Source organism: Sphingobium sp. IP1, assembly GCF_002708645.1.
Classification (GTDB): Bacteria; Pseudomonadota; Alphaproteobacteria; order Sphingomonadales; family Sphingomonadaceae; genus Sphingobium; species Sphingobium yanoikuyae.
The window spans coordinates 19,438-44,259 of record NZ_NOIW01000007.1; the positions used below are offsets into that span (position 1 = coordinate 19,438).

At 65.6% G+C, this 24,822-nt stretch carries 21 protein-coding genes and 1 tRNA gene; 17 read left to right on the top strand and 5 right to left on the bottom strand.

Annotated features, from left to right (window positions below; all coding sequences use genetic code 11):
* The first annotated feature begins 133 nt into the window (after positions 1–133).
* Both CG471_RS03580 and CG471_RS03585 read left to right on the top strand, forming a co-directional pair.
* Positions 134–2,548: a membrane-bound PQQ-dependent dehydrogenase, glucose/quinate/shikimate family gene (locus CG471_RS03580; RefSeq protein WP_099230688.1), complete on the top strand. Its 2,415-nt coding sequence runs from the start codon at positions 134–136 to the stop codon at positions 2,546–2,548.
* A 92-nt stretch (positions 2,549–2,640) separates the two neighbouring features.
* Positions 2,641–3,939 carry a carbohydrate porin gene (locus CG471_RS03585; protein WP_099230691.1) on the top strand — a complete coding sequence of 433 codons (1,299 nt, stop codon included), beginning with the start codon at positions 2,641–2,643 and terminating at the stop codon, positions 3,937–3,939.
* A 26-nt stretch (positions 3,940–3,965) separates the two neighbouring features.
* Here the strand turns inward: CG471_RS03585 and CG471_RS03590 are convergent, their stop codons facing one another.
* Positions 3,966–4,586, bottom strand: a complete 621-nt coding sequence (locus CG471_RS03590; RefSeq protein WP_004212135.1) for a TetR/AcrR family transcriptional regulator — start codon at positions 4,584–4,586, stop codon at positions 3,966–3,968.
* Between the two features lie 86 nt (positions 4,587–4,672).
* Here CG471_RS03590 and CG471_RS03595 point away from each other — a divergent pair, with 86 nt between their 5' ends.
* Positions 4,673–5,998 carry an NAD(P)/FAD-dependent oxidoreductase gene (locus tag CG471_RS03595; protein WP_099230693.1) on the top strand — a complete coding sequence of 442 codons (1,326 nt, stop codon included), beginning with the start codon at positions 4,673–4,675 and terminating at the stop codon, positions 5,996–5,998.
* Between the two features lie 137 nt (positions 5,999–6,135).
* Here CG471_RS03595 and CG471_RS03600 read toward each other — a convergent pair.
* Positions 6,136–6,212 (bottom strand) — tRNA-Met (locus tag CG471_RS03600).
* A 296-nt stretch (positions 6,213–6,508) separates the two neighbouring features.
* Between CG471_RS03600 and CG471_RS03605 the strand changes: the two genes are divergently transcribed.
* The 4 genes from CG471_RS03605 (at position 6,509) to CG471_RS03620 (ending at position 10,595) form a co-directional block, all read left to right on the top strand.
* Positions 6,509–7,918 carry a circularly permuted type 2 ATP-grasp protein gene (locus tag CG471_RS03605; protein ID WP_004212139.1) on the top strand — a complete coding sequence of 470 codons (1,410 nt, stop codon included), beginning with the start codon at positions 6,509–6,511 and terminating at the stop codon, positions 7,916–7,918.
* Positions 7,919–8,009: 91 nt separating this feature from the next.
* On the top strand, positions 8,010–8,942 hold the full coding sequence (locus tag CG471_RS03610; RefSeq protein WP_004212140.1) for an alpha-E domain-containing protein: 933 nt from the start codon (positions 8,010–8,012) through the stop codon (positions 8,940–8,942).
* A gap of 21 nt (positions 8,943–8,963) precedes the next feature.
* Positions 8,964–9,830, top strand: coding sequence for a transglutaminase family protein (locus tag CG471_RS03615; protein ID WP_099230695.1), 867 nt, complete (start codon positions 8,964–8,966; stop codon positions 9,828–9,830).
* A gap of 27 nt (positions 9,831–9,857) precedes the next feature.
* Positions 9,858–10,595, top strand: a complete 738-nt coding sequence (locus CG471_RS03620; RefSeq protein WP_004212142.1) for a hypothetical protein — start codon at positions 9,858–9,860, stop codon at positions 10,593–10,595.
* 15 nt (positions 10,596–10,610) lie between these two features.
* On the opposite strand, the gene CG471_RS03625 is transcribed toward CG471_RS03620, so the two are convergent.
* Entirely contained in the window at positions 10,611–11,327 is a 717-nt protein-coding gene (locus CG471_RS03625; RefSeq protein ID WP_099230697.1) for an alpha/beta fold hydrolase, read from the bottom strand.
* A 201-nt stretch (positions 11,328–11,528) separates the two neighbouring features.
* On the opposite strand from CG471_RS03625, the gene trxB reads away from it, so the two are divergent.
* Positions 11,529–12,491: a thioredoxin-disulfide reductase gene (gene trxB, locus CG471_RS03630; protein WP_004212146.1), complete on the top strand. Its 963-nt coding sequence runs from the start codon at positions 11,529–11,531 to the stop codon at positions 12,489–12,491.
* A 59-nt stretch (positions 12,492–12,550) separates the two neighbouring features.
* Here trxB and CG471_RS03635 read toward each other — a convergent pair whose 3' ends face one another.
* Positions 12,551–12,838: an acyl carrier protein gene (locus tag CG471_RS03635; RefSeq protein ID WP_099230699.1), complete on the bottom strand. Its 288-nt coding sequence runs from the start codon at positions 12,836–12,838 to the stop codon at positions 12,551–12,553.
* Between the two features lie 27 nt (positions 12,839–12,865).
* Complete coding sequence (locus CG471_RS03640; protein WP_099230701.1) at positions 12,866–13,870, bottom strand: GNAT family N-acetyltransferase; 1,005 nt, start codon at positions 13,868–13,870, stop codon at positions 12,866–12,868.
* A 48-nt stretch (positions 13,871–13,918) separates the two neighbouring features.
* On the opposite strand from CG471_RS03640, the gene CG471_RS03645 reads away from it, so the two are divergent.
* The 9 genes from CG471_RS03645 (at position 13,919) to CG471_RS03685 (ending at position 24,782) form a co-directional block, all read left to right on the top strand.
* A complete protein-coding gene (locus CG471_RS03645; RefSeq protein WP_099230703.1) occupies positions 13,919–15,466 on the top strand; it encodes an acyl-CoA ligase (AMP-forming), exosortase A system-associated in 1,548 nt (515 codons plus the stop codon).
* Positions 15,463–16,695 carry a pyridoxal-dependent decarboxylase, exosortase A system-associated gene (locus tag CG471_RS03650; protein WP_099230705.1) on the top strand — a complete coding sequence of 411 codons (1,233 nt, stop codon included), beginning with the start codon at positions 15,463–15,465 and terminating at the stop codon, positions 16,693–16,695. Before CG471_RS03645 ends, CG471_RS03650 begins: the two co-directional genes overlap by 4 nt.
* Before the next feature lie 130 nt (positions 16,696–16,825).
* Positions 16,826–17,470: an XrtA/PEP-CTERM system exopolysaccharide export protein gene (locus CG471_RS03655; RefSeq protein ID WP_097382816.1), complete on the top strand. Its 645-nt coding sequence runs from the start codon at positions 16,826–16,828 to the stop codon at positions 17,468–17,470.
* 2 nt (positions 17,471–17,472) lie between these two features.
* Positions 17,473–18,993 (top strand): XrtA system polysaccharide chain length determinant, encoded by a 1,521-nt coding sequence (locus tag CG471_RS03660; RefSeq protein ID WP_004212152.1) that lies wholly within the window; start codon positions 17,473–17,475, stop codon positions 18,991–18,993.
* 14 nt (positions 18,994–19,007) lie between these two features.
* On the top strand, positions 19,008–19,946 hold the full coding sequence (locus CG471_RS03665) for an AAA family ATPase (protein WP_099230707.1): 939 nt from the start codon (positions 19,008–19,010) through the stop codon (positions 19,944–19,946).
* Positions 19,943–21,547 (top strand): hypothetical protein, encoded by a 1,605-nt coding sequence (locus CG471_RS03670; RefSeq protein WP_099230709.1) that lies wholly within the window; start codon positions 19,943–19,945, stop codon positions 21,545–21,547. Before CG471_RS03665 ends, CG471_RS03670 begins: the two co-directional genes overlap by 4 nt.
* A 58-nt stretch (positions 21,548–21,605) precedes the next feature.
* Positions 21,606–22,835, top strand: coding sequence for an XrtA/PEP-CTERM system-associated ATPase (locus tag CG471_RS03675; protein ID WP_099230711.1), 1,230 nt, complete (start codon positions 21,606–21,608; stop codon positions 22,833–22,835).
* 31 nt (positions 22,836–22,866) lie between these two features.
* On the top strand, positions 22,867–23,715 hold the full coding sequence (locus CG471_RS03680; protein ID WP_037507929.1) for an XrtA system polysaccharide deacetylase: 849 nt from the start codon (positions 22,867–22,869) through the stop codon (positions 23,713–23,715).
* On the top strand, positions 23,712–24,782 hold the full coding sequence (locus CG471_RS03685) for a FemAB family XrtA/PEP-CTERM system-associated protein (protein ID WP_099230713.1): 1,071 nt from the start codon (positions 23,712–23,714) through the stop codon (positions 24,780–24,782). The genes CG471_RS03680 and CG471_RS03685 overlap by 4 nt, the downstream gene beginning before the upstream one ends.
* The last annotated feature ends 40 nt before the right edge of the window (positions 24,783–24,822 follow it).

Genomic DNA, 24,822 nt, shown 5'->3' on the forward strand with positions numbered 1-24,822 from the left:
GGCAGGAGTGTACTAAATGGTACACAATGTCGCAGCCGTCAGGGCTGGGCGACTCGATCGGCCTGTGGACCCGTGGGCACCGCTCTCCGACGACCATAAGAGATGAAGGAGGTGCCGCGTGTCAGGCACGAAAATGCACGGCCAGCCGCTCGTTCGCGGTTGGCTGCTTCTGTTGGGGGCGGTGATCCTTGCCGCTGGCCTCTTTTTCGCCATTGGCGGCGGCAAGCTCGTCAGCCTGGGCGGCAGTCCCTATTTCCTGATCGCCGGCATCGCGCTGGTCTTTGCGGGCGGCCTCATCGCCCTGCGCAAGACCAGCGGCGGCCTGCTCTTCGGTGCCACCTTCCTGCTCACGGTCCTCTGGGCGCTGTGGGAAGTCGGCTTCAGCTTCTGGCCGCTCATTTCCCGCCTGCTGGCGATGGGTGTCGGCGCGACCGTCGTTGCGCTCTCCTATCCGCTGCTGCGGCGCGGCGACGGTTCGGCGCCCGCCTGGCGGCCTGCATTGCTGATGGCGGTGTTGGTCGGCCTCGGTTCGGCGGCCGGCGCGGCTGGCATGTTCATGGTCCATCCGACCGTGCCCTTTGCCGGGCAGATGGCATCGCTGGTGCCGGTCGATCCGGCGCGCGAGCAGAAGGACTGGACCGCTTATGGCAATACGCCAGGCGGCAGCCGCTTCGTCGCGCTCGACCAGATCACCCGCGACAATGTGAACAAGCTCAAGGTCGCCTGGACCTATCGCACCGGCGACATCGCGCAGAGTGACGGCAATGGCGCGGAGGACCAGAATACCCCGCTGCAGGTCGGCGACACATTGTTCATCTGCACCCCGCATAACAATGTCATCGCCCTCGACGCCGATACCGGGCGCGAGAAGTGGAAGACACTGATCAATGCCAAGGCATCGGTCTGGATGCGCTGCCGGGGCCTTGCCTATTTCGACGCCCATGCGCCGATCCAGCAGCCCAGCCTGCCCGGCGCAACGCCGGTGACGGCGGTGACCGTGCCGACGGGCGCGGCCTGCCAGCGCCGCATCCTGATGAACACGATCAATGCCGAACTGATTGCACTCGATGCCGACACCGGAAAGTTCTGCGCTGATTTCGGCACCAATGGCCGGGTCGACTTGAAGGCCGGCCTCGGCGCTGCACCCGATCCCCAATATCAGCTCACCTCCGCGCCGACCCTGGCGGGCACGACGGTCGTGGTCGGCGGCCGCGTCGCTGACAATGTGCAGGTCGACATGCCGGGCGGCGTGATGCGCGGCTTCGACGTCATCACGGGCAAGCTGCGCTGGGCCTTCGATCCGGGCAATCCGGCCATCACCGGCACCCCGCCCGTGGGCAAGAGCTACACCCGCTCGACCCCCAATGTCTGGGCCGCCATGTCCTATGATCCGGCGTCCAACACCGTGTTCATGCCGGTGGGCAGCGCCTCGGTCGATCTTTACGGCGTCACCCGCAGCGCCCTCGATCACACATATGGCGCGTCGATGCTGGCGCTCGATGCCACCACCGGCCGCGAGAAATGGCATTTCCAGACGGTCCATAACGATCTGTGGGACTTCGACCTGCCGATGCAGCCGAGCTTCGTCGACTTCCCCGTCGATGCCGCCCGTAAGGTGCCGGCTTTGGTCTTCGGCACCAAGGCCGGGCAGGTCTATGTGCTCGACCGCGCCACCGGCAAGCCGCTGACGGACGTCAAGGAAGTGCCGGTCAAGCCCGCGAACATTCCAGGCGAGCCCTATTCGCTGACCCAGCCCAAGTCGCTTGGCATGCCGCAGATCGGCGTGGGGCCACTGACCGAAGCGGACATGTGGGGCGCCACCCCGTTCGACCAGCTGCTCTGCCGGATCGCTTTCAAGGGCATGCGCTATGAGGGGCTCTACACCGCGCCGGGCACCGACAAGTCGCTGAGCTTCCCCGGATCGCTGGGCGGCATGAACTGGGGCGGCATCTCGACCGATCCGACCAGCGGCACCATCTTCGTCAATGACATGCGCCTGGGCCTGTGGGTGCAGATGTTCCCGCAGACCGCAGCGCAGAAGGGCCAGTCGGGCAGCGCGGGCGAGGCGGTCAATACCGGCATGGGCAGCGTTCCGCTGAAGGGCACGCCCTATTCGGTGGTGAAGGACCGCTTCCTGTCGGCGCTGGGCATTCCTTGCCAGGCGCCGCCCTATGGCACGCTGACCGCGATCGACCTCAAGAGCCGGGCGATCAAGTGGCAGGTGCCGGTGGGCACGGTGCGCGACACCGGGCCGATGGGCATCCGCATGGGCCTGCCGATCCCGATCGGCATGCCGACACTGGGCGGTACGCTGGCGACGCAGGGCGGCCTGGTCTTCATCGCCGGCACGCAGGACTTCTACCTGCGCGCCTTCAACGCGGCGACCGGGGCGGAAGTGTGGAAGGCCCGCCTGCCGGTCGGCAGCCAGGGCGGCCCGATGAGTTACAAGTCGCCCAAAAGCGGCAAGCAATATGTCGTCGTGACGGCGGGCGGTGCGCGCCAGTCGCCCGACCGGGGCGATTATGTGATCGCCTACACGCTGCGCTGAACCATGGGCGGGGCGGCCCGGCGCCGCTCCGCCTGTCTGTCGTCATCATTCATGTCACCGCGCGCAGATGTGCCGCGCGGAAGGGAGGGGCTTTGGCCCAACATCTTCACCTTCATGCCCGCCTGACACTGGCGATATTGCTGACCCTGCTGCCGGTTGCGGGCGCCCATGCGCAGGAGACCGCGCCGGCAAAACCGGTGGCGGCCCCCCGCGAAACGCTGACCGGCGACTGGGGCGGGCTGCGCACGCGGCTGAAGCAGGCGGGCGTCACCGTCCGCGCGGACTATGTCGGCGAAGCCTTCGCCGCGGTCGATGGCGGCCAGCAGCGGGGCAGCGCCTATACCCAGCAATTGCGGGCCAGCCTCGATTTCGACATGGACCGGATCGTCGGCCTGTCCGGCGGCATCGTGCATGTCACCATCAACGACCGGCGCGGCGTTGGCCTCTCCTCCGACATCGTCGGCAATCGCCTGCCGATCCAGGAGGCGGCCGGCGGCAATTATACTCGCCTGTCGGAATTCAGCTACGAACAGAATATCGACAATGGCCGGCTCAACCTGCGCCTGGGCTATTTTGCCATGGGCAATGATCTGGGCGGGATGATCCTGGGCTGCAATTTCGTCAATGCGGCCTTCTGTGCCCATCCGCTGTCGGAATCGGGCAATAGCGGCTGGTATAATTATCCCAATGCCCGCTGGGGCGCGGCGGCGCGCTATCGTATTCGGCCCGATCTGGCGCTGCGCACCGGCGTCTATCAGGTCAATCCACGCCTCAACGATCCCGACAATGCCTTCCGCCCCTTTGCCGGCGGCACGACCGGCGTGCTGCTGCCGCTGGAGCTGGAATATGATCCCGGCATCGCGCCGGGCAGCCATGTGCTGCCGGGTCATTATAAGATCGGCGCCTATTATGACACGTCGCGCGCCGCCCGGCGCGGCGAACGGGGCATGCTGCGGGGCCGCTATGGCGTCTATGCGCTGGCCGACCAGATGATCCTGCGCGAAGGAACGGGCAATCGCGGCCTCTCCGTCTTCGCCCAGTTCACCGCCAATCCGGAGGCATCGGCCCAGATCACCCACTGGTATGCGGCCGGGTTGGTCAAGACGGGCACTTTTGCCGGGCGGGACGCCGACAGCATCTCGATCGGCATCGTCCATGCGCAGGTTAATCCGCGCCTGCGCAGCGCCGAGGCCGATGCGCAGGATGTTCCCGGCGGTTATGCCGCGCTGCCGGTGGGCGAGACCGTGATCGAGATGAGCTATGGCATCCAGCTGCGGCGCTGGCTCAGCATCCGGCCAGACGTCCAATATATTCTCGATCCCGGTGCCTTTTCCTACCGCCGTACCAATGATGCGCTGGCGCTGGGCGGCCAGGTCAAGATGCAGTTCTGATCCGGCCCATGGTCTCGGCCCAGCCTTCAGCCTTCTGCCCGGCAATAGCGCAGCACATTGTCGATCACCTGCGCGCGGCGCCGCTCGGCCGCGGCTTCGCTGGTCATGTCGACGCCGAAGATCGCGTGGAAACTGTGGCGGTTGGACACGAAGTAGAAGGCGAGGGCGCTGATCGTCATGTGCAAATCGACGGCGTCCAGTCCGGCGCGGAAGCTGCCATCGGCAATGCCGCGATCGATCAGCGCCTGGGTCTTGGGCAGGACGATTTCATTATGCCCTTGCGAAATCTCGCCGACATGCGGGCCGCCCCGGATATTCTCGTCCATCACCAGCCGCACCAGTTCGGGATGGTTGAAATGATAGTCGAAGGTGAGGGCGGTCAGCCGCTCCAGCGCAGCGAGCGGCGGCAGGTCGCCCAGTTCGGCCTCAAGCTCGGCCGATCTGATGCCGCGATAGGCTTCGGTCAGGACCGCGCGATAGAGCCCGTCCTTGCTGCCGAAATGATAATAGATCATCCGCTTGGATGTCGCGGTCGCGGCCGCGATCTCGTCCACCCGCGCGCCGGCATAGCCTTTTTCCGCGAAATGCTGGGTCGCGATCGCGACGATGTCGCGCCGGTTGCGTTCGGTGAAATTCTGCTTGTCCACGCCTCGCTTTGCGACGCCGGGCGGCCTATTGCAATGCACAACCGGCGCGCCGGATCGCGATCCGCCGGCCCGTTGATCGAGGAGGAATGCGCTTGATCCGCGACAAGAAGACCCAGATCGTCATCGTCGGGGGCGGCGCCGCCGGCCTCGAACTCGCGCGCAAGCTCGGCGCCCGCTACGGTCGCAAGCGGCATGACATCATCCTGATCGATCGCAACCGCACCCATATCTGGAAACCGCTGCTGCACGAGGTCGCGACCGGGTCGCTCGACGCCAGCCTGGACGAGGTCGGCTATCGCAGCCACTGCCATCGCTGGGGCTATCGCTATCTTTACGGCACGCTGCAGGGCATCGATCGGACTGCACGGCGGGTCCATATCGCGCCGGTGTTCGATCCCAAGGGACGCGAGGTGGTGAGCGCCCATTCGGTGCGCTACGACTATCTGGTGCTGGCCTATGGATCGGTCACCAATGATTTCGGGACGCCGGGCGTCGCCGACAATTGCCTGTTCCTCGACAGCCGGGCCCAGGCTGACAGCTTCCGCGACCAGTTGCTCGACCATTGTCTGCGCGTGTCGCGCGCCATGTCGGCCGATCCCGCGTCGGATGCGCGGGTGCGGATCGCGATCGTCGGCGGCGGCGCGACCGGGGTCGAACTGGCGGCCGAACTCTATAATGCTGCCGATGCGCTGGGCTATTATGGACTGGAAGTGTTCGATCGCCAGCGGCTCGACGTCACCCTGCTGGAGGCCGGGCCGCGCATCCTGCCGGCCTTGCCCGACCGGCTGGCCGACGCCGCGCGCGAGGAACTGGAGGTGCTGGGCGTCAAGGTGCGCGCCGGCGTCGCCGTCACCGCCTCCACGCCTGAGGGAATGGAAACGAAGGATGGCGGCTTCGTCCCCGCCGATCTTCAGGTCTGGGCCGCCGGGGTCAAGGCAGCGGCGATCCGCGATGGCCTCGATGGGCTGCAACTGTCCCGCGCCGGGCAGGTGATCGTGCGCCCGACGCTACAGAGCCTGGCCGACGACCGCGTCTTCGCGATGGGCGATTGCGCCTCCTACACGCCGCAGGGCGCCGATCGGCCGATCCCGCCGCGCGCGCAGGCCGCGCATCAGATGGCCGACACGGTGTTCGCCAATCTCGGCCGGCTGATGGCCGATCGCCCGCTCAAGCCTTTCGTCTACAAGGATCATGGCTCACTGGTGTCGCTCAGCCGCTATTCGACGGTCGGATCGCTGATGGGCAAGCTGGTCGGCGGGCGCATGGCGGTGGAGGGGCGGCTGGCCCGCTTCGTCTATATGTCGCTCTACCGCATGCATCTGCTCGCCGTTCACGGCAACATACGCGGTCCCGCGCTGATCCTGGTCAGCCATATCAACCGCTTCGTGCGCCCCCGCCTCAAGCTGCATTGAGGCGCCGGGTGGCTGCGGCGGCAAGCGACGGGGTCATCGTTACAGTATTGCTGCGATCAAGTTGAGACGGGCGGCTGCCTGCTGCCTGGTCTCTCGCCTGAATGCGCCCCCAAGGGCCATTTTCGATGTCTTGGAAATGGTAGCGGAGGAGGGACTTGAACCCCCGACACGCGGATTATGATTCCGCTGCTCTAACCAGCTGAGCTACTCCGCCCCATGGGCCTCGCAGGGGGTGTTTCCCTGCGGTGAGGCGGCGCTATACGCAGGGGATGGACAGTGGTCAACGGGGCGATTGCAAAAATCTGCATTCTTTTTTGAACGCCCTGCCAGAGCCCTCGTCGCGCGCCGGTTTGCGCGCGTAGAAACGATCGGCGCGACCTATTTCCGCAATCCCGACATGGCCGACGGAACGCTTTTTCCGTTCCGCCATTTTTGTCTTGCAATCGCAACGATGCAGCGCACTATTGTTGCAATGCACAACCGGCCGAGGGCCGAGGGAGGAACGACAACTTGCCCTTCCATGAAATGTTTGAGCCTGATGGTTCGCTGCGCCCCTGTTACGACGAAGTGCAGAAATGGGTGGAGCGGACAGGCATAGCCGGGCTCAATCGTCGCATGGATGAGGCGGAAGCGATCTTCCGGCGCATCGGCATCACCTTCGCCGTCTATGGCGAGGGCGGCGACCCCGAACGACTGATCCCCTTCGACCTGCTGCCCCGCATCTTCACCGCGAATGAATGGCGCATCCTCGACAAGGGCATCCGGCAGCGCGCCCGCGCCCTCAACGCCTTCCTGCACGATGTCTATCATCGCGGCGAGATCGTGAAGGCGGGCATCATGCCGGCCGACATCATCTATCGCAACAGCGCCTATCTGGCCGAAATGGCGGACTTCACCCCGCCGGGTAAGGTCTACAGCCATATCGTCGGCATCGACATCGTGCGCACCGGGCCGGGCAGTTTCGAGGTGCTGGAGGATAATTGCCGCACCCCCTCGGGCGTGTCCTACATGCTCGAAAACCGCGAGATCATGACGCGCATGTTCCCCGAGCTGTTCGCGCAGGGCATGGTCGCGCCGGTCGATGATTATCCCGCCGAACTGCTCAAGAGCCTGAAGGAGGTCGCGCCGCCCGCCTGCAAGGGCGATCCGGTGGTGGTGGTGCTGACGCCCGGCTCGCTCAACAGCGCCTATTATGAGCATAGCTTCCTTGCCGATCTGATGGGCGTCGAACTGGTCGAGCCGGCCGATCTGTTCGTCGACAATGACCGGGTCTGGATGAAGACGACGCTCGGTCCAAAGGCGGTCGATGTCATCTATCGCCGCATCGACGACGAATATATCGATCCGCTGGTCTTCCGGCCCGACAGCCTGCTCGGTGTCCCCGGCATCTTCAGCGTCTATCGCAATGGCGGGGTGACGCTGGCGTCCGCGCCCGGATCGGGCATCGCCGACGACAAGGCGGTCTATATCTATGTGCCGGAAATGATCCGCTTCTATCTGGGTGAGGAGCCGATCCTCGACAATATCCAGACCTGGCAATGCTCCAAGCCCGACGAGATGGCCTATGTGCTGGAGCATCTGCACGAACTGGTGGCCAAGGAAGTCCATGGCTCGGGCGGCTATGGCATGCTGATCGGCCCCAAGGCGAGCAAGGCCGAGGTCGAGGCCTATGCCGAGCGGATCAAGGCCAATCCCGGCGAGTTCATCGCCCAGCCGACGCTCGACCTGTCGACCGTGCCGACGCTCGGCCCGGCCAGTGTCGTCGGCCGCCATGCCGATTTCCGTCCCTATTGCCTGGTCGGCAAGCAATTGCGGCTGGTCCCCGGTGGCCTCACCCGAGTGGCGCTGACCGAAGGGTCGCTGGTGGTCAATTCCAGCCAGGGCGGCGGGGTCAAGGATACCTGGGTGTTGCAGGACTGATGGGCCCGGCCGCTTCCTTCCTTCCGATTGCCCCTGATGATGCCGGGCCGGGCGCAACGACGCCGGCCCCCACGGTGAAAAGAGCCAAGACATGCTGAGCCGGACCGCCGAAAATCTCTTCTGGATGGCGCGCTATATGGAACGCGCCGAAGCCACCGCCCGGCTGCTGTCGATGGGGCAGCGCATGGCGATCCTGCCGGGCGCGCATCATCGCGACGAATGGCGATCGGTCGTGCGCGCGACCGGGGCCGGGCATCAGTTTCCCGATGGCGTGCCGGTGACGGAAAGCGATGTCGTGTCCTTCCTGATGCTGGACGCCGACAATCCCAGCTCGATCCGCTCCTGCCTGCTCAAGGCCCGCGCCAATGCCAAGTCGGCGCGCACCATGCTGACCCAGGACATGTGGGAGGCGCTGAACGACGGCTGGCGCAAGCTCGACAGCTATGACGTGGCCGAGGCCAAGGCGCAGCTGCCGGCGCTGATCGACTGGGTGAAGACCCGCGTCATGACCTTCCGCGGCGCGGCGCATTCGGGCCAGCTGCGCAATGAAGGCCATGACTTCCTGCGCTGCGGATCGGCGCTGGAGCGGGCGCAGATGACGCTGCGGCTGCTCGATGTGAAATATTATGTGCTGCTGCCCGAAACCGAGGTGATCGGCGGCAATCGCGACCATTATCAATGGACGTCGGTGCTTTATGCGCTGTCGGGCGCGCGCGCCTATCATCATGTCTATGGCGGCACCTATACGCCCTGGCAGATCACCGACTTTCTGATGCTCAACCGGCTGTTCCCGCGCAGCGTCGCCTATTGCTGCGATCAGCTCGCCTATCGGCTCAACCGGCTGGCCGGCTGGCACAATGCGCGCGGCACCTGTCATGACACGGTGAAGCAGTTGGTGAGCGAATTGGAGGAACTGGACGCGGGCGAGATTTTCCGCCGCGGCCTGCATGAAACGGTGCAGTATAGCCTCATGATGAGCAACCGGCTCGGCGTCGAAATCGCCGAAACCTATCATTTCGGCTGAAGGGGGGAGGGGAAGCGCGCCATGAAATTGCTCGTCCGTCACCAGACCGTCTATGGTTATCCCGCCTCGGCCGGCCGCGTCGCCATGCGGCTGAAGCTGGTGCCGGTCGATACGCCGGGTCAGAAAGTCCATGACTGGCAGGTCAGCATCAATGGCGAGGCGCTGACCAATTTCCGTCCTAACAGCTATGGCGAGATGGAGGCGGTGTGGGTCCGCCATGATAGCCTGAACGAGGCGGTGATCGTTGCCGAGGGGCTGGTCGAGACGCGCGAGACCCATGGCATTGGCGGCCTGCCGCAATGCCGGGTCGATGCCCGCTATTTCCTGCGCGACACGGCGCTGACCAAAGCGTCCGACGCGATCCGGGCCATGGTCGCCGCCCTGCCGGAGGGCGACGGGCCGCTGGCGCAGCTCCATGCCCTGTCGGCCGCGATCAGCGATGCCGTTCAGTATCGGCCGGGCGTGACCGGCGCCGACACGACCGCGGCGCAGGCCTTCGCGCTGGGGGCTGGCGTGTGCCAGGATCATGCCCAGATATTCCTCGCCGGTGCGCGCCTGCTGGGGGTGCCGGCCCGCTATGTCTCGGGCTATCTGCTCGCGTCCGAGGGCGATCTGCTGCACGAAACCCATGGCTGGGCCGAAGCGCTGGTGCCGGGGCTGGGCTGGGTCGGCTTTGATCCGTCCAATCGTGTCTGCGTCACCGAACGCTATCTGCGCCTGGCCAGTGGCCTGGATGCCGACGAAGCTGCCCCGATACGGGGCTCCGTTACGGTCGCGGGCGATATCAGCATTGACGCCGATGTCCGGATCGCGCAGGCGGAAGACGGAGTCGAGGAACGGCAATTGCAACGCCAGCAACAGCAGAGCACGCCCACGCCTCGCTCCTAGGGTAGAGATAAGCAGGACTTCGGGGCGATGACCTATTGTGTGGCGGTACGCGTGGACCAGGGGCTGGTCATGCTGTCGGACACCCGGACCAATGCGGGCATGGACAATATTGCCCGCTTCCGGAAAAGCTTCACCTATCATGTCGAAGGTGAACGGGCGATCACCTTGCTCTGTTCGGGCAATCTGTCGATCACCCAGGGGGTGAAGACGATGCTGTCGCGCGCGATCCGCGAGGCGGAGAGCGATCCCGAGGTCGAAACCATCCTCAATTGCGACACGATGCACCGCGCGGCGCAGCTGGTGGGTGACGCGATGCGCACCATGCAGGGCCGCTATCGCGAGAGCATCGCCATGGACGGATCGGCCGCCAGCGCTTCGATCATGATCGCGGGCCAGCGCAAGGGCGGCAAGCCGCGCCTCTATCTCATCTATTCGGCCGGCAATTTCATCGAGGCGACCGAGGACACGCCCTTCTTCCAGATCGGCGAGCATAAATATGGCAAGCCGATCCTCGACCGCATCATCCAGCGCGAGACGAGCCTGGAGGATGCGACCAAGGCGGTGCTGGTGTCGATGGATTCGACCCTGCGCTCCAACCTGTCGGTCGGCATGCCGCTCGACCTCACCGTGATCGAGACCGACACGTTCGACTTCCGCGTCCGCACCCGGATCGAGGCGGACAATGAGGAATTCGCCATGATCTCGCAGGGCTGGTCCGCCGCCCTGCGCAAGGGGTTCGAGGATCTGCCCAACGTCCTCGACTGAGGAGGAAGCGGGCCTTTAACCCGCCACCTCCAGCAGCATGGTCGCGACCGCCTCCGGCTCGGTGATCATCAGGTCATGGCCAGTGTCGATCTCGAAATTGCGATGCCCGTCCAACTGGCGGGCGCGGGCCTCGTCCGGGCTGTTCTGCAACGCATGGGTGCAATTGATATTGGTGCGTGGCAGGCGAAACGCCGCGTCGCCATTTTCCAGCCTTAGCGGCTGGCCGAAGCATTTCCACGGATGCGGCGTCAGCCGCGCCTCGGTCCAGGCAGCCTCGGCCGGATCGGTGATGCCGAAGAAGCCCGCCATGCCGGGGAAGGGCCACATCACCAGTTCGATCCCGTCGACGGTGCGGCCCATGGCGCGGGTCGGCTCCATCTGCGCGGGCGCCACTATTTCCAGCGATTCCCCGTCCCTGGGATGGGCGGCATCCAGATAAACCAGTTCGTGGATGCGCTCGGCCGCGCGATCGGCGACGCCGGTGATCACCATCCCGCCATAGCTGTGCCCGACCAGGATGACATCCTCCAGCCCCTCGAACGTCATCAGCGCCACCACATCCTGGATATGCGTGTCGAGATCGATGTCGGCGTTGAGCAGATGGGCGCGCTCGCCAAGGCCCGTCAGCGTCGGGCAATGCACCTCATGCCCCGCCGCGCACAGCCGCCGGGCGACCTTCTGATAGCACCAGCCGCCATGTCCCCCGCCATGCACCAGCACGAATGTTGCCATGCTCGGTCTCTCCCAATGACTATCGATCAGTCATTTGTGATACATCATGGATCATAAGGCAACGCGGCTTGTGCAACGCCTCGGCGATGCTGCGGCTCAAACTTTGGCCGTCCCAAGCAAATCTCCTGCCCAACTCCTGCTTGCGCGGGGGCTGGCAGGGCCTATCTCTGGCGGCCACACGAATCGCAGCTGGAATTATCGATGACCGCCACCCACTCCACCCGCATGCTCATTCTCGGTTCCGGCCCGGCCGGCCTGTCCGCCGCCATCTATGGCGCGCGCGCGGGCCTGGCGCCGATCGTCGTGCAGGGCATGCAGCCGGGCGGCCAGCTGACCATCACCACCGACGTCGAAAATTATCCGGGCTTCAAGGATGTGATCCAGGGCCCCTGGCTGATGGAGCAGATGCAGGCCCAGGCCGAACATGTCGGCGCGCAGATGATGTATGACCAGATCGTCGACGTCGACCTGTCCGAACGCCCCTTCAAACTGAAGGGCGACAGCGGCACCCTCTATGTTGCCGACACGCTGGTGATCTGCACCGGCGCCCAGGCCAAGTGGCTGGGTGTCGAGGGCGAGGAGCATCTGCAGGGCAAGGGCGTCAGCGCCTGCGCCACCTGCGACGGCTTCTTCTATCGCGGTAAGAAGGTCGTGGTCATCGGCGGCGGCAACACTGCGGTCGAGGAGGCGCTCTACCTCACCAACCACAGCCATGACGTGACCCTGATCCACCGCCGCGACTCGCTGCGCGCGGAAAAGATCCTGCAGCAGCGCCTGCACGCCCACCCCAACATCAAGGTGCTGTGGAACAAGGCGGTCGACAAGTTCGTCGGCGGCGGCACGCCCGAAGGTCTGGTCGGCGTCGATCTGATCGACACCGTCACCGGCGAAAAGTCGCACGTGCCGACCGATGGCGGCTTCGTCGCGATCGGCCATCACCCCGCGACCGAATTGTTCGACGGCAAGCTGCCGCTCGATGAAGGCTATATCGTGGTAGAGAAGGGCACGACCCACACCGCCATTCCAGGCGTGTTCGCGGCCGGCGACGTGACCGACAAGATCTACCGCCAGGCGGTGACCGCAGCCGGCATGGGCTGCATGGCTGCCCTCGACGTCGAACGCTTCCTCGCCGAAGCCGACTTCGAGCAGCTGGTCGAAGCGTAAGAAAAGAAAGGCTGGGCCGGAAACGGCTCAGCCCGAATTTTTTGGAGAAAAGGCGGCTTTCAGCCCAGCTTGGCGCGCAGGAAGGCGACCAGCGTGCCGAAAGTCTCGAACGTGTCGCCGTCGATATCCTCATCCTCGATCAGGATGTCGAAGCGATCTTCCATTTCGGTGAGCAAGCCGGCGACGGCCATCGAGTCCAGCTCGGGCAGGGCGCCGAACAGCGGCGTGTCGGCCTCGAACCCATCGGCCCGCTCCTGCGACAGGCTCAGCACGTCGCGCAGCAGCGCCCGCACCAGGGTTTCGATATCGTCTGTCCGGTCGACCGGCTGAGTGGTTTGCGCCCGCATGATGGCGGCTATCTAATGGCTCGCCGCCTATCCGACAAGCGCGGAAATGCAGGTGCGCGCGGCGGGAAACCAGCTGGATGCGCGGCGCGGATTGAACAGGTCGATCTGATGGAGGGGAATGCGCTCGTCCATCCATTCGCGCTTATAGTCATTGTCACCGGTGCCATAATCGATCGTCGCGACCCGGTCCTGGTCGATGGCATGGGCGAACATCGCATGGCTCAGCAAGGTGCCGGGCGATCCTTCGTCTTGGGCGCTGTCATGGGCCAGCTTGTGGATCAGCGCCGTGCCATGTTCCACCGTCCATAATTGGGTCGCCACGGCGCGGCCGTCCAGACGGGCAAAGCCCAGCCGCAAGGTGCCGGCATCGCTTTCCCGCTGCGCCAGGACGCGCAGGAAGTTGAGGCCAGGTTCGGGCGCCTTCCAGCTATGCGCCTGCACATCGACATAATCCTGCCACAGCGCGTTGGTCAGCTTGTCATGGATGCTGAGGTCATAACGGCCCAGTCGGGCCTTGCGCCGCACCTGGTTGCGCAACCGGCCGGGACGCTGCGCCCAATAGGTTGCGAAATCCCGGCCATCGACATGCAGCAGATATCGGCCGCCCATCGGCCGCTGCACCGCGAACCAGCCGGCGCGGCGAAAGGCGCCGATCAGTGGGCCGGGCAGGGCGAGCGGATAGAGGTTGATCTGCGCCTGTTCGCGCAGCAGATGGCGGGCGATATTCTCCAGCAGCCGGGCCTGTTGCCGCGCGTCCGGCGCCCCAAGGAAAATCGGGCTCCAGGCGAAACTATACCAATTGGCAAGGGCAGTTAGGCGACGAGCCGAGGGCGCGAGAAGGAACAACCAGGCCTCGCAGGCGTCCTCTGTCTGTTGGAACACCCTGAGCGGGGTGTCGCCAAGGCAAAGGGGGTGCAATGTTTCAAACCAGTCCAGCCGGTTGAACAGGCTGTCGATATGGGCGCGGTCCATCCGGCCGCCGATCGCCGACCGCACTTCCGACAGCGTCCGATATTCCCTTGGGACCAGCAACCTATTATCTCCCGGCACCTTAGCTGCCCTTAGGACCTAATTCTGGACATGACGTTAAGCGACCCCCTGTTGGCTTCCAAGGCGCCAATCGACGATGCCGATGTGCAGCCGATAGACCATCTGCTGCTGCGTGGCGATCCGGAACGGCCGGCGCTGGCGGGGCGGTCGGGCGCGCAGGATTATGCCGAACTGGAACAGGCGCTTGGTCGCCTCGCCGGATGGCTGGCGGGCTTCGGCCTCGCGCCCGGCGCGCGGGTGGCGAGTTGGGTGGCCAAGGGGCCGGTCGCGGCGCTGATGCCGCTCGCCGCGCCGCGCGCGGGGCTTGTCCATGTCCCCGTCAATCCGCTGCTCAAACATGCGCAGGTCGCCCATATCCTGGCCGATAGCGGCGCGGCGCTGCTGATCGGCACGGCCAGCCGCCTGTCGACGCTGGCCCCCGGCGATGTCCCGGCTAGCTGCCATCTCCATCGCGAGGATGATGCGGCGGCGGGGATGAGCGGCGGGGTGGCATTGCCGCCGTCCAATGCCGCGCCCGATGCTCTGGCCGCCATCCTCTACACCAGCGGATCGACCGGCCGTCCCAAGGGGGTGATGCTCAGCCACGCCAATCTCTGGCTCGGCGCGGTGTCGGTGGCCCATTATCTGGGGCTGGCACCGCAGGACCGGACGCTGTGCGTGCTGCCCTTCAGCTTCGACTATGGCCAGAACCAGCTGCTTTCCACCTGGTATGCGGGCGGATGCGCCTATCCGCTCGATTATCTGACCCCGCGCGACGTGGTGAAGGCGGTCGATCGCTGGGACATCACCACTCTGGCCGGGGTGCCGCCGCTCTGGGTGCAACTCACCGAACTGGATTGGCCGACGGAGATCGCAGCCAAGCTCCGGCGCCTGACCAATAGCGGCGGGGCGCTGGCCCGGCCGCTGGTGGCACGGCTGCGTGCGCTGTTTCCGCAGGCCGATCTCTATCCCATGTATGGCCTGACAGAAGCCTTCCGCTCCACCTATCTGCCGCCCGCGCTGGTTGACAGTCATCCGGATTCGATGGGCGCGGCCATTCCCTTTGCCGAGATATTGGTGGTCCGCCCCGACGGCACGCTGGCCGAGGATGACGAGCCGGGCGAACTGGTCCATGCCGGGCCGCTGGTGGCGCAGGGCTATTGGCAGGATGCGGCGCGCACCGCCGAGCGCTTCAAGCCCGCCCCGTTCGCTTCGCGCCATGGCGGCACCGCCGTATGGTCGGGCGACACCGTCCGCCGCGACGCGGATGGGCTGCTCTATTTCGTCGGCCGCGACGATGCGATGATCAAGTCGGCCGGCAATCGCATCAGCCCGACCGAGATCGAGGAGGCGGCGGTCGCCGTTCCCGGCGTGGCGGAGGCTGTCGCTCTTGGCGTCAAGGATGAGCGGTTGGGGCAGGCAGTGCTGTTGCTGCTGCGCGCCGCCGATCCTGATGTTGTCGCGGCTGTTGCCGCCCATCTGAAGGCCGAACTGCCCAATTTCATGCAGCCGCGCGAGACGCTAGTGCTTGCACAGTTCCCGCGTAACCCCAATGGCAAGATCGATCGAGTCGCGCTGGCCAAGGAGTATGCGTCATGAAGCCCATGGGCCCCATTCCCGCCTGGTTCGCCGAGGAAGAAGGCATGCTGCTGATCGGCGGCTGCGGCGCGGCGAGCCTGGTCGACGAAGCGGGCGACACGCCGCTGTTCGTCTATGACATGGGCATCATCGAGGCGCAGGTCCGCCGCTTCCGCGAGGCGATCCCCAAGAAGATCGATCTTCATTATGCGATCAAGGCCAATCCCTATGCGCCGCTGCTCTCGCGCATGGCGGGGCTGGTCGACGGGTTCGATATCGCATCGGGCGGCGAACTGGCGATGGCGCTGGAAGCCGGCATGGACCAGGCACGGATCAGCTTTGCCGGACCGGGCAAGCGCAATGACGAACTGGAAGCCGCCATCCATGCCGGCATCACCATCAACCTGGAGTCCGAGGGGGAGGGCGCGCGCGCGCTGACCGTGGCGGAGCGTCTGGGGAAGGTGCCGCGTCTGGCCGTGCGGGTGAACCCGGATTTCGACCTCAAAGGGTCCGGCATGCGCATGGGCGGCGGGGCCAAGCCGTTCGGCGTCGATGCCGATCGCGCGGCCGCGCTGGCGCGCGCGATGATCGATGGCGGCGCGGACTGGCGCGGCTGGCATATCTTCGCCGGCAGCCAGGCGCTTGATCCGATGGCGATCATCGAAACCCAGGCGGCGACCATCGACCTTGCCGCGCGCCTGTCCGATGCGGTCGGCGCTGCGCCGCCTCTGGTCAATCTGGGTGGTGGTTTCGGCATCCCTTATTTTCCCGGCGACGAGCGGCTGGACATCCGGCCGATCGGCGTCGCGCTCGACACCGCGCTCAACGCGCTGCCCGATATCCTGACCGACAGCGCATTCGCGATCGAGCTGGGCCGCTGGCTGGTGGGGGAGGCGGGCATCTATCTGACCCGTGTCGTCGATGTGAAGCAGAGCCAGGGTGAAACCTTCGTCGTCGTCGATGGCGGCCTGCATCATCAACTGGCGGCCAGCGGCAATTTCGGCACGGTCGTGCGGCGCAACTATCCGATCGCGGTCGCCAACCGCTTCGGGCGCGAACCGACCACCCAGCCGGTCAATGTCGTCGGCTGCCTTTGCACGCCGATCGACCGGTTGGGCGAAAAGGTCGCGTTGCCGCCAGTCGAGGTCGGCGATTTCATCGCGATCTTCCTTGCCGGTGCCTATGGCGCGTCGGCAAGTCCCGCGGCCTTTCTTGGCCACCCAAGTCCTCGTGAACTATTACTTGGCTAATCCATGTCCGACAGCAGGCCTAACCCTATCTTTACCCTTTTCCGGCATGACGAGGATGAAGCCATGGGCCTGCACGCGATCATTTTTTCCGGTCGCGCGTCGGCTATGATGGTATGAAGGGGTGAATTTTATGCGTTTCCAGCGGATTTCCAGGCTCCTGATCGGTGCATCGCTGCCTGCGGTGGCTCTGTCGGGCTGCGCTTCGACCGGCTCCGCGCCGCAGCTTCCCCCCGCATCCTTCGTCGCGACCCAGGAGGGGCCGGGCGAGGAATATATCATCGGCCCGCTCGATAACCTGACCATCTTCGTCTGGCGCAACCCGGAACTGGGCGCCAAGGTGCAGGTGCGTCCCGATGGCCGCATCACCACGCCGCTGATCACCGACATGCCGGCCGTCGGCAAGACGCCCAAGATGCTGTCTGACGACATCAAGCTGGCGCTGACCCAATATATCGAAAATCCGCTGGTGTCGGTGATCGTCGATAATTTCTCCGGCACCTACAGCCAGCAGGTGCGGATCGTCGGCGCGACCGAAAAGCCGGCCTCCATCCCCTATCGCGCGAACATGACGCTGCTTGACGCCATGATCTCGGTCGGTGGCCTCAGCGAATATGCGTCCGGCAATCGCGCCCGGCTGGTCCGCTTCGATAAGGCGAGCGGCAAGCAGAAGGAATATCAGGTCCGCATCGGCGACCTGCTCAAGAAGGGCGACACCAAGGCCAATGTCATGCTGGCGCCCGGCGATGTCATCATCATTCCGGAAAGCATGTTCTGATCATGGCGGGTCTGTACGACGAGCTGCTGGTCCTCCTCCACGGCATATGGAGCCGGCGCTGGATCGCGCTGGCCGTGGCCTGGGGCGTGTGCATGCTGGGCTGGCTGGGCGTGTCGCTCATCCCCAATGGCTATGAATCCAAGGCGCGGGTCTATGTGAACACCCAGTCGCTGCTGGAGGACAAGATCGGCATTACCCAGGTCCAGTCCCAGCAGGATCTGGACCGGGTGCGCCAGACGCTGCTGAGCGCGGAGAATCTGGAAAAGGTCGTGCGCGGCACGGATCTCGCCCAGACCATTTCCGGGCCGCGCGACGTGGCGGGCAAGATCACCACCCTGCGTGAGCATATCACCGTGCTGGCCCAGGCCGACCCCAGCATGATCGACATCAGCGCGACCTCGGCCGACAGCGGCCTGTCGGATGGCGCCAATGCCCGCATCGCCCAGCAGGTGGTGCAGAAGCTGATCGACATCTTCCAGGAAGAAAATCTGACTGGCGGTCGCACCGAAACCCGCCAGAGCCTGGCTTTCCTCGACCAGCAGATCGCCGGTCGCGGCAAGCAGCTCGAAGCCGCCGACAAGCGGCGCGTCGAATTTGCCCAGCGCTATGCCGGCGTGCTGCCGGGCGCCGGCACGATCAGCCAGCGCATGGATGCCGCTCGTCTGGAGATCAACAATATCGATGCCCAGCTGGTGCAGGCCCAAAGCGCGCTCAGCGCAATGAACGGCCAATTGGCCGGCACCCCGGCGACCCTGCCGGGCGTGGCGGTCGGTGGCGGTGCATCCCCGCTGGCCCAGGCCCAGGCCGAACTCGCCGGCATGCGCGCGCGCGGCTGGACTGCCAGCCATCCCGACGTGATCGCCGCCCAGCGGCAGGTCGACAATCTGCGTCGCCAGGGCGGCGCCAGTGGCGCGGCCGCTGCCGGCACGCCCAATCCCGCCTATCTGTCGATCAAGTCGATGCAGGCGGAGCGCGCCGCCACCGTGCAGGCGCTGTCGACCCGCAAGGCGCAGCTTCAGGCCGATCTCAACACCATGACCGCGCATCAGATCGATGAGCCGGGCGTGGCGTCCGAACAGGAAAAGCTGGATCGCGACTATGCCGCGCTCCAGACCCAATATGACAAGCTGCTCGCCGACCGCGAGGAAATCCGCCTGCGTGGCGACGTGAAGACGGAAACCGGCGCGGTGCAGTTCAGCGTTCTTCAGCCCGCCAGCCTGCCGACGGCGCCGGCTGCACCCAACCGGCCGCTGTTGCTGCTGGGCGTGCTGATCCTCGGCATCGGCGCCGGCATTGGCGTCGCCTTCGCTATCGGCCAGCTCAAGGGCACCTTCCCGACGGCCGCCCGTCTGGAACGGGCCGTGGGCATTCCGGTTGCCGGGTCGATCACCCAGGTCGCCAGCACGGCCCAGGTCGCTCTCGACAAGCAGCGGATGAAATGGTTTGCGGGCGCCAGCGGCGGCCTGGCTGCCCTGTGTCTGTTGTTGATCGTCGTCGAATTCATCCAGCGCGGTACGGCGTGAAGGAGCCTGATCCCATGAACCAGCATAGCCCCATCAAGGGCCGCGGCTCGCTGATCGAACGCGCCACCGAGATTTTCGATTTTCAGGCGGCCCTGCGTGGACGCGCAGCACCGGCCGTCGATGTGCCGGCCGATGCGCCGCCACCGCCGCCGATGTTCGATCCCGCGCCGCCGGCGCCGGCCCCGGTCGCGTCCGGCGAAGCGCCGATCTTCCGTGCCCAGGCCTGGACCAGCCCGGCCCAACCGGTCGATCGCGACCGGCTGACCGAAGCCGGCTTCCTGGTACCCGGCGCGCCGGTCACCGCGATGAGCGAGGAGTTCCGCCTGCTCAAGCGCGGGCTGCTGACCCATCTTCAGGACAATCCGCGCGGCAACCGCATCCTCCTCTGTTCGCCCCATAGCGGCGAGGGGAAGACCTTCTGCGCGATCAACCTGGCGCTCAGCCTGGCGGCCGAACAGGATCGCGAGATTTTGCTGGTCGATGCCGATTTCGGCAATCCCGGCATCCCCGAAACGCTGGGCCTGCAGGCCGGGCCGGGGCTGATGGACGCGCTCGCCGATCCGCTGGTCGCGATCGAGGATTGCGTGCTGCGCACCGACATTCCCTCACTGTCCGTCCTGCCGGCGGGCCAGCGCAGCCATGCCGATACCGAATATCTTGCCTCGGCGCGCACCGAAATGCTGTTGCAACGGCTGACCGAGGGTCGGCCCGATCGCATCATCGTGTTTGATTCCCCGCCTTTGCTCGCGGCCTCGCCCGCTGCCGTGCTGGCCAGCCATGTCGCGGTCGCGCTGCTGGTTGTGCGTGCCGACAAGACATCGGAAAGCGCGCTGCGGGAGGCGGCTGCGTTGCTGAAGGGCGGAGCGCAGGTCCAGTTGCTGCTCAACGCCGTCCGCTACACCGGCGGCGCTCGCCGCTTCGGTTCCTATTATGGCAAGGGGGAGGCGGGATGACCGCGCGCGCCCTGATCGCCGGCACCTCGCTGCTGGTGCTTGCCAGTGTCAGCGCCCCGGCGCTGGCGCAAGGCACGCCCGTGTCGACCAAGAAGGTCGATGTCACGCCTTATCTTGGTATCGACCAGGTGGTGATGGTGCCGCTCAAGGGCGACGGCGACGTCGTGACCTACACCAATCTCACCGCCGGCGTGACGGTGGAGGTCCAGACCCGTCGGCTCAATGCCGCGGCGGACGTCCAGTATATGCACAGTTTCGGCTGGGGTCACGCGACCGATTCCGACGTGCTGAGCGGTATCGCCAATGCCGGCTACAAGCTGACCCCCGAACTCACCCTGCAGGCCGGCGGCATCGCCTCGCGCGTGCGCACCGACGGCTATTCGGGCGCCGCGGCGATCGACAACCGTTTTAACAGCCAGATCTGGGGCGGCTATATCGGGCCCAGCTACGCCACGAAGGTGGGCGATCTCGACATCAAGGCTTCCTATCGGCTGGGCTATGCCCGCGTCGATGATGATGTCGATGTGAATGTCCCCGGCGCCGCGATCGCCAATGGCTCCTTCGCACAAAGCTGGTCGCATGACCTGAACGGCTCCATCGGCTTTGCGCCGGGCACGATATTGCCGGTCGGCCTGACCGCCAGCGCCGGCTACAGCCGCGAGGATGCCAGCCAGCTCGACCAGCGGTTCGAGGATGTCTGGGGCCGGGTCGATGCGATCATGCCGGTCTCGCCCACGGTCGCGCTGCTCGGCGGCATCGGCTATGAGGATATAGAGATCAGCCAGCGCGCGCCCTTGCTGGACGAGGATGGCGTGCCGATCATCCGCAACGGCCGCTATGTCACCGACAAGAGTTCGCCGCGCGAACTTTATTATGATTTCGGCGACCTGATCTGGGATGTGGGCGTGCTGTGGCGGCCCAATCGCCGCACGTCGCTCAAGGCGACGGTGGGCGAACGCTATGGCGGCATGTCCTATCAGGGCCAGTTCACCTGGCAGGGCCGCAACAGCAGCATCGGCATCGCCGTGTTCGACGGCATTGAAAGCTTCGGCCGGATGATCACGGCGGATGCCGCGGCCTTCACTGGCACCAACCTGATCGTGCCGCGCAATCCCTTCACCGGCGATCTCACCGGCTGCGCCTTCTCGCCGACCGGCGGGGGCGAATGTTTCAACGATGCGCTGGCCGGCATCACCGGCGCCAATTTCCGCTATCGCGGCGTCGCCGGCCAATATTCCACCCGGCGCGGCCCCTGGGGCTTTGGTCTGGGCGGCGGCTATTCCAACCGCAAGTTCATCACGCCGACGACCCAGAGCGTGCTGATCAGCGGCACCCGCGACCAGAATTGGTATGGCAATGGCACCGTCACCTACGCGTTCAACGATCGCGATTCCCTGGATACGGCGGTTTACATCAATTATTTCGATGCCAGCGGCGCTCGCGCCGATGTCTTGAACTATGGTGCCTTCACAAACTATTTCAGGGGCTTGACCAAGAAACTTACGGCATCGGCTTCGCTTGGCGTCGATGCGGCGAAGGCGGATGATTTTGACACGCTGATCAACGCGATGGGCCAGGTCGGCCTGCGTTACAGCTTTTAAGGAAATTCGGGCTATAACGGCGTCTGTACGACGCCGGTCGGCCGGATGGAGACGACAGATGTACGATCAGTTCTATGGATTGCAGGGACGCCCGTTCCAGCTGACGCCGGACCCGCATTTCTATTTCGAGAGCACGACGCATCGCAAGGCACTGTCCTATCTGGGCTATGGTCTTGCGCAGGGCGAGGGCTTCATCGTCATCACCGGCGACATCGGCGCCGGCAAGACGACGCTGGTCGGCCATCTGATGAGCACGATCGATCCGGCGCGCCTGACCGCGACGAAGATCGTGTCGACCCAGGTCGAGGGCGACGACATGCTGCGCCTTGCCGCGCAGAGCTTTGGCCTTGCCACCGACGGCGTCGCCAAGGCGCAGATATTGCGCCAGATCGAGGCATATCTGCAGGGCCAGGCCCGCGCCGGTCGCCGCTCGCTGCTGATCGTGGACGAAGCGCAGAACCTGCCGGTTTCGGCGATCGAGGAACTGCGCATGCTGTCCAACTTCCAGTTGGGCGGTCAGTCGCTGCTGCAGATCTTCCTGCTCGGCCAGCCGGAATTTCGCGACCTCGTCCGCTCGCCCGAACTGGAGCAGCTGCGCCAGCGCGTGATCGCGACCCATCATCTCGACCCGATGCTGCCGCAGGAGGTCGAACCCTATATCAGCCATCGCCTGACCTTGGTTGGCTGGACCGGCAATCCCTATTTCACCGATGATGCGCTCGACGCCATCTATGCCGCCACCGGCGGCGTGCCGCGCCGCATCAATGCGCTGGTCAGCCGCGTGTTGCTGCTGGGCGCGCTGGAGCAGCTGACCGAGATTGACGGTCAGGCGGTCCAGGCGGTGATCGAGGATATGGGCGTGGACGAGGATGTCAGCGCCGAGCCGATCGCGCCGTCCGTGCTGGATACTGCCGGCGAAACCGCCCCGGAGCCGATCGCACCGGCCGCATCGGCCGAACCGGTCGCCGCTGCCCCCGCACCGCAGGCGGTCGCCTGGCAGGCGCCGGCGCAGCCCGATCTCGTACCGCCCGCCGTGCATGAGGAGATTGAGGCGCTGCGCGCCGAGATCGCCGCCCTGCGCGCAATGCAGAACCATGCCTCCTACGCCGCGCCGACGGTCGATCCCGAAGCGCTCAAGGGCTGTTTCGCCCTGATTGAGGAGCGTCTGTCGGGCCTCGAATTCCGCGTCGAGGAACAGGATGCGGCGCTGCGCCGCGTGCTGACCCTGCTGGTCGACTGGGTCGAGCGCGACGAACGCGCCGCCGATCCGGAGCGCAACGCCGCCTGATCGCGCCCGCGCGCACAACCGGGACAAGATCATGATGCACAATGCCCTGTCCGTCGATGTCGAGGACTGGTTCCAGGTCGGCGCCTTCGAGCGGACGATCGACCGTTCCGACTGGGAGGGGCTGACGCACCGCGTCGAACGCAACACCGATGCGGTGCTGGACCTGTTCGCGCAGGCTGGCGTCACCGCGACCTTCTTCACGCTGGGCTGGGTCGCCGAACGCTATCCCGCTTTGATGCGCCGAATTGCCGAAGCCGGGCATGAAGTCGCCAGCCATGGCTATGACCATGCCCGCGTCTTCACCTTCACCCCCGAACAGTTTCGCGCCGACCTGCGCAAGTCCCGTGCGATCCTGGAGGATGCGAGCGGGCAGAAGGTGTCGGGCTATCGCGCGCCCAGCTTCTCGATCGACCCGCGCACGCCCTGGGCGCATCCGATCCTGGCGGAAGAAGGCTATGCCTATTCCAGCAGCGTCGCGCCGATCCGGCATGACCATTATGGCTGGCCCGACTCGCCGCGCTTCGCCTGGAAGCCGGTGGCCGGATCGGATCTGCTCGAACTGCCGGTCACCACGGCAAAGCTTGGCCAGCGCACGCTGGCGGCCGGGGGCGGGGGCTTTTTCCGCCTGCTGCCCTATGGTTTTTCGCGCTGGGCGATCCGCCAGGTGAATGGGCAGGCGCAGCGGCCCGCCATCATCTATTTCCACCCCTGGGAAATCGACCCGGATCAGCCGCGCGTCGCCGGCGCGCCGTTGCGCTCGCGGGTGCGCCACTATACCAATCTGTCCGTCATGGCCGCCAAGCTGCGCCGCCTGACCCAGGATTTCGCCTGGACCCGCGTCGATGCGCTGGTGGCGCAGGAAGCGGCGCGCGCCGCATGATTGCCGGCAACCGGGCCGATCTGGCGATCACCACGCTGGACCTCAATGATCCGGCACAGGCGCAGGCGGCCGATGCCTATGTGCTGACGCATGGCGCCAGCACGCCCTTCCATCGCCCGGCCTGGCTGATCGCGATCGAGCGGGCGACCGCGAACCGGGCGCTGATGCTCGCGGCGGTTGCGCCCTCGGGCCAGATTTGCGGCCTGCTGCCGCTTCAGCATGTGCGCAGCCGCCTGTTCGGCCAGGCACTGGTGTCCGCCGCCTTCGCCGTCGATGGTGGCATATTGGCCGATGATCCCGCCGTGATCGCCGCCCTGGCCGCTGCCGCCCGGAACGAGGCGCGGGCACGCGGCGACGTGCCGGTCGAACTGCGCGGTGGTGTCGCACCGGGGGAGGGGTGGCGCGTCTGCGCGGGCGAGCATGTCGCCTTCGTCCGCCCGCTTGCCGCCGATGACGAGGCCGAACTGCTCGCCATCCCGCGCAAGCATCGCGCCGAACTGCGCAAGGCGCTCGCCAATCCGGCGCTGACCGTCGATCATGGCCGCTCGGCGGCACATCTGCGCGACCATTATCGCATCTATGCCGAATGCGTTCGTAACCTCGGCACCCCGGTCTTCCCCGCGCGCCTCTTCCGCGAGGTGATTGCCGCCTTTGGCGCGGATGCCGACATCAGCATCGTGCGCGATGGCGATCGCCCGGTCTCGGCCGTGCTCACCCTCTATCATGGCGACCGGGTCATGCCCTTCTGGGGCGGCGGTGGCGCCGATGCCCGCCGGCTGCGGTCCAACGAACTCATGTATTACCGCCTGATGGGCCATGGCCGCGCGCGCGGCGCCGGCCGGTTCGATTTTGGCCGGTCCAAGGTCGGCAGCGGGCAGGCTGCCTGGAAGAAGAGCTTCGGCTTCGATCCGCAGCCGCTCGTCTATTTTGACTGGTCGCCCACCGGCCAGTTGCGCGACGTCAGCCCGACCAGCGAAAAATATCAGCGGCGGATCGAACTGTGGAAGAAGTTACCGCTGCCGGTCGCCAATTTGCTGGGGCCGATGATCAGTCGGGGCCTTGGCTGATTACCATATATTCAGCCCTTTGGGCCTATGCCGGTGCCAG

Excerpts from the sequence above, each read along its gene's own strand:
- CG471_RS03650 (WP_099230705.1), top strand. The coding sequence starts at position 15,463 with ATGAAGCCCATGGGCCCCATTCCCGCCTGGTTCGCCGAGGAAGAAGGC.
- CG471_RS03580 (WP_099230688.1), top strand. The coding sequence starts at position 134 with ATGCACGGCCAGCCGCTCGTTCGCGGTTGGCTGCTTCTGTTGGGGGCG.
- CG471_RS03625 (WP_099230697.1), bottom strand. The coding sequence starts at position 11,327 with ATGGCAACATTCGTGCTGGTGCATGGCGGGGGACATGGCGGCTGGTGC.
- trxB (WP_004212146.1), top strand. The coding sequence starts at position 11,529 with ATGACCGCCACCCACTCCACCCGCATGCTCATTCTCGGTTCCGGCCCG.
- CG471_RS03675 (WP_099230711.1), top strand. The coding sequence starts at position 21,606 with ATGTACGATCAGTTCTATGGATTGCAGGGACGCCCGTTCCAGCTGACG.
- CG471_RS03670 (WP_099230709.1), top strand. The coding sequence starts at position 19,943 with ATGACCGCGCGCGCCCTGATCGCCGGCACCTCGCTGCTGGTGCTTGCC.
- CG471_RS03685 (WP_099230713.1), top strand. The coding sequence starts at position 23,712 with ATGATTGCCGGCAACCGGGCCGATCTGGCGATCACCACGCTGGACCTC.
- CG471_RS03680 (WP_037507929.1), top strand. The coding sequence starts at position 22,867 with ATGATGCACAATGCCCTGTCCGTCGATGTCGAGGACTGGTTCCAGGTC.
- CG471_RS03615 (WP_099230695.1), top strand. The coding sequence starts at position 8,964 with ATGAAATTGCTCGTCCGTCACCAGACCGTCTATGGTTATCCCGCCTCG.
- CG471_RS03595 (WP_099230693.1), top strand. The coding sequence starts at position 4,673 with ATGCGCTTGATCCGCGACAAGAAGACCCAGATCGTCATCGTCGGGGGC.
- CG471_RS03655 (WP_097382816.1), top strand. The coding sequence starts at position 16,826 with ATGCGTTTCCAGCGGATTTCCAGGCTCCTGATCGGTGCATCGCTGCCT.
- CG471_RS03635 (WP_099230699.1), bottom strand. The coding sequence starts at position 12,838 with ATGCGGGCGCAAACCACTCAGCCGGTCGACCGGACAGACGATATCGAA.
- CG471_RS03665 (WP_099230707.1), top strand. The coding sequence starts at position 19,008 with ATGAACCAGCATAGCCCCATCAAGGGCCGCGGCTCGCTGATCGAACGC.
- CG471_RS03620 (WP_004212142.1), top strand. The coding sequence starts at position 9,858 with ATGACCTATTGTGTGGCGGTACGCGTGGACCAGGGGCTGGTCATGCTG.
- CG471_RS03610 (WP_004212140.1), top strand. The coding sequence starts at position 8,010 with ATGCTGAGCCGGACCGCCGAAAATCTCTTCTGGATGGCGCGCTATATG.
- CG471_RS03645 (WP_099230703.1), top strand. The coding sequence starts at position 13,919 with ATGACGTTAAGCGACCCCCTGTTGGCTTCCAAGGCGCCAATCGACGAT.
- CG471_RS03660 (WP_004212152.1), top strand. The coding sequence starts at position 17,473 with ATGGCGGGTCTGTACGACGAGCTGCTGGTCCTCCTCCACGGCATATGG.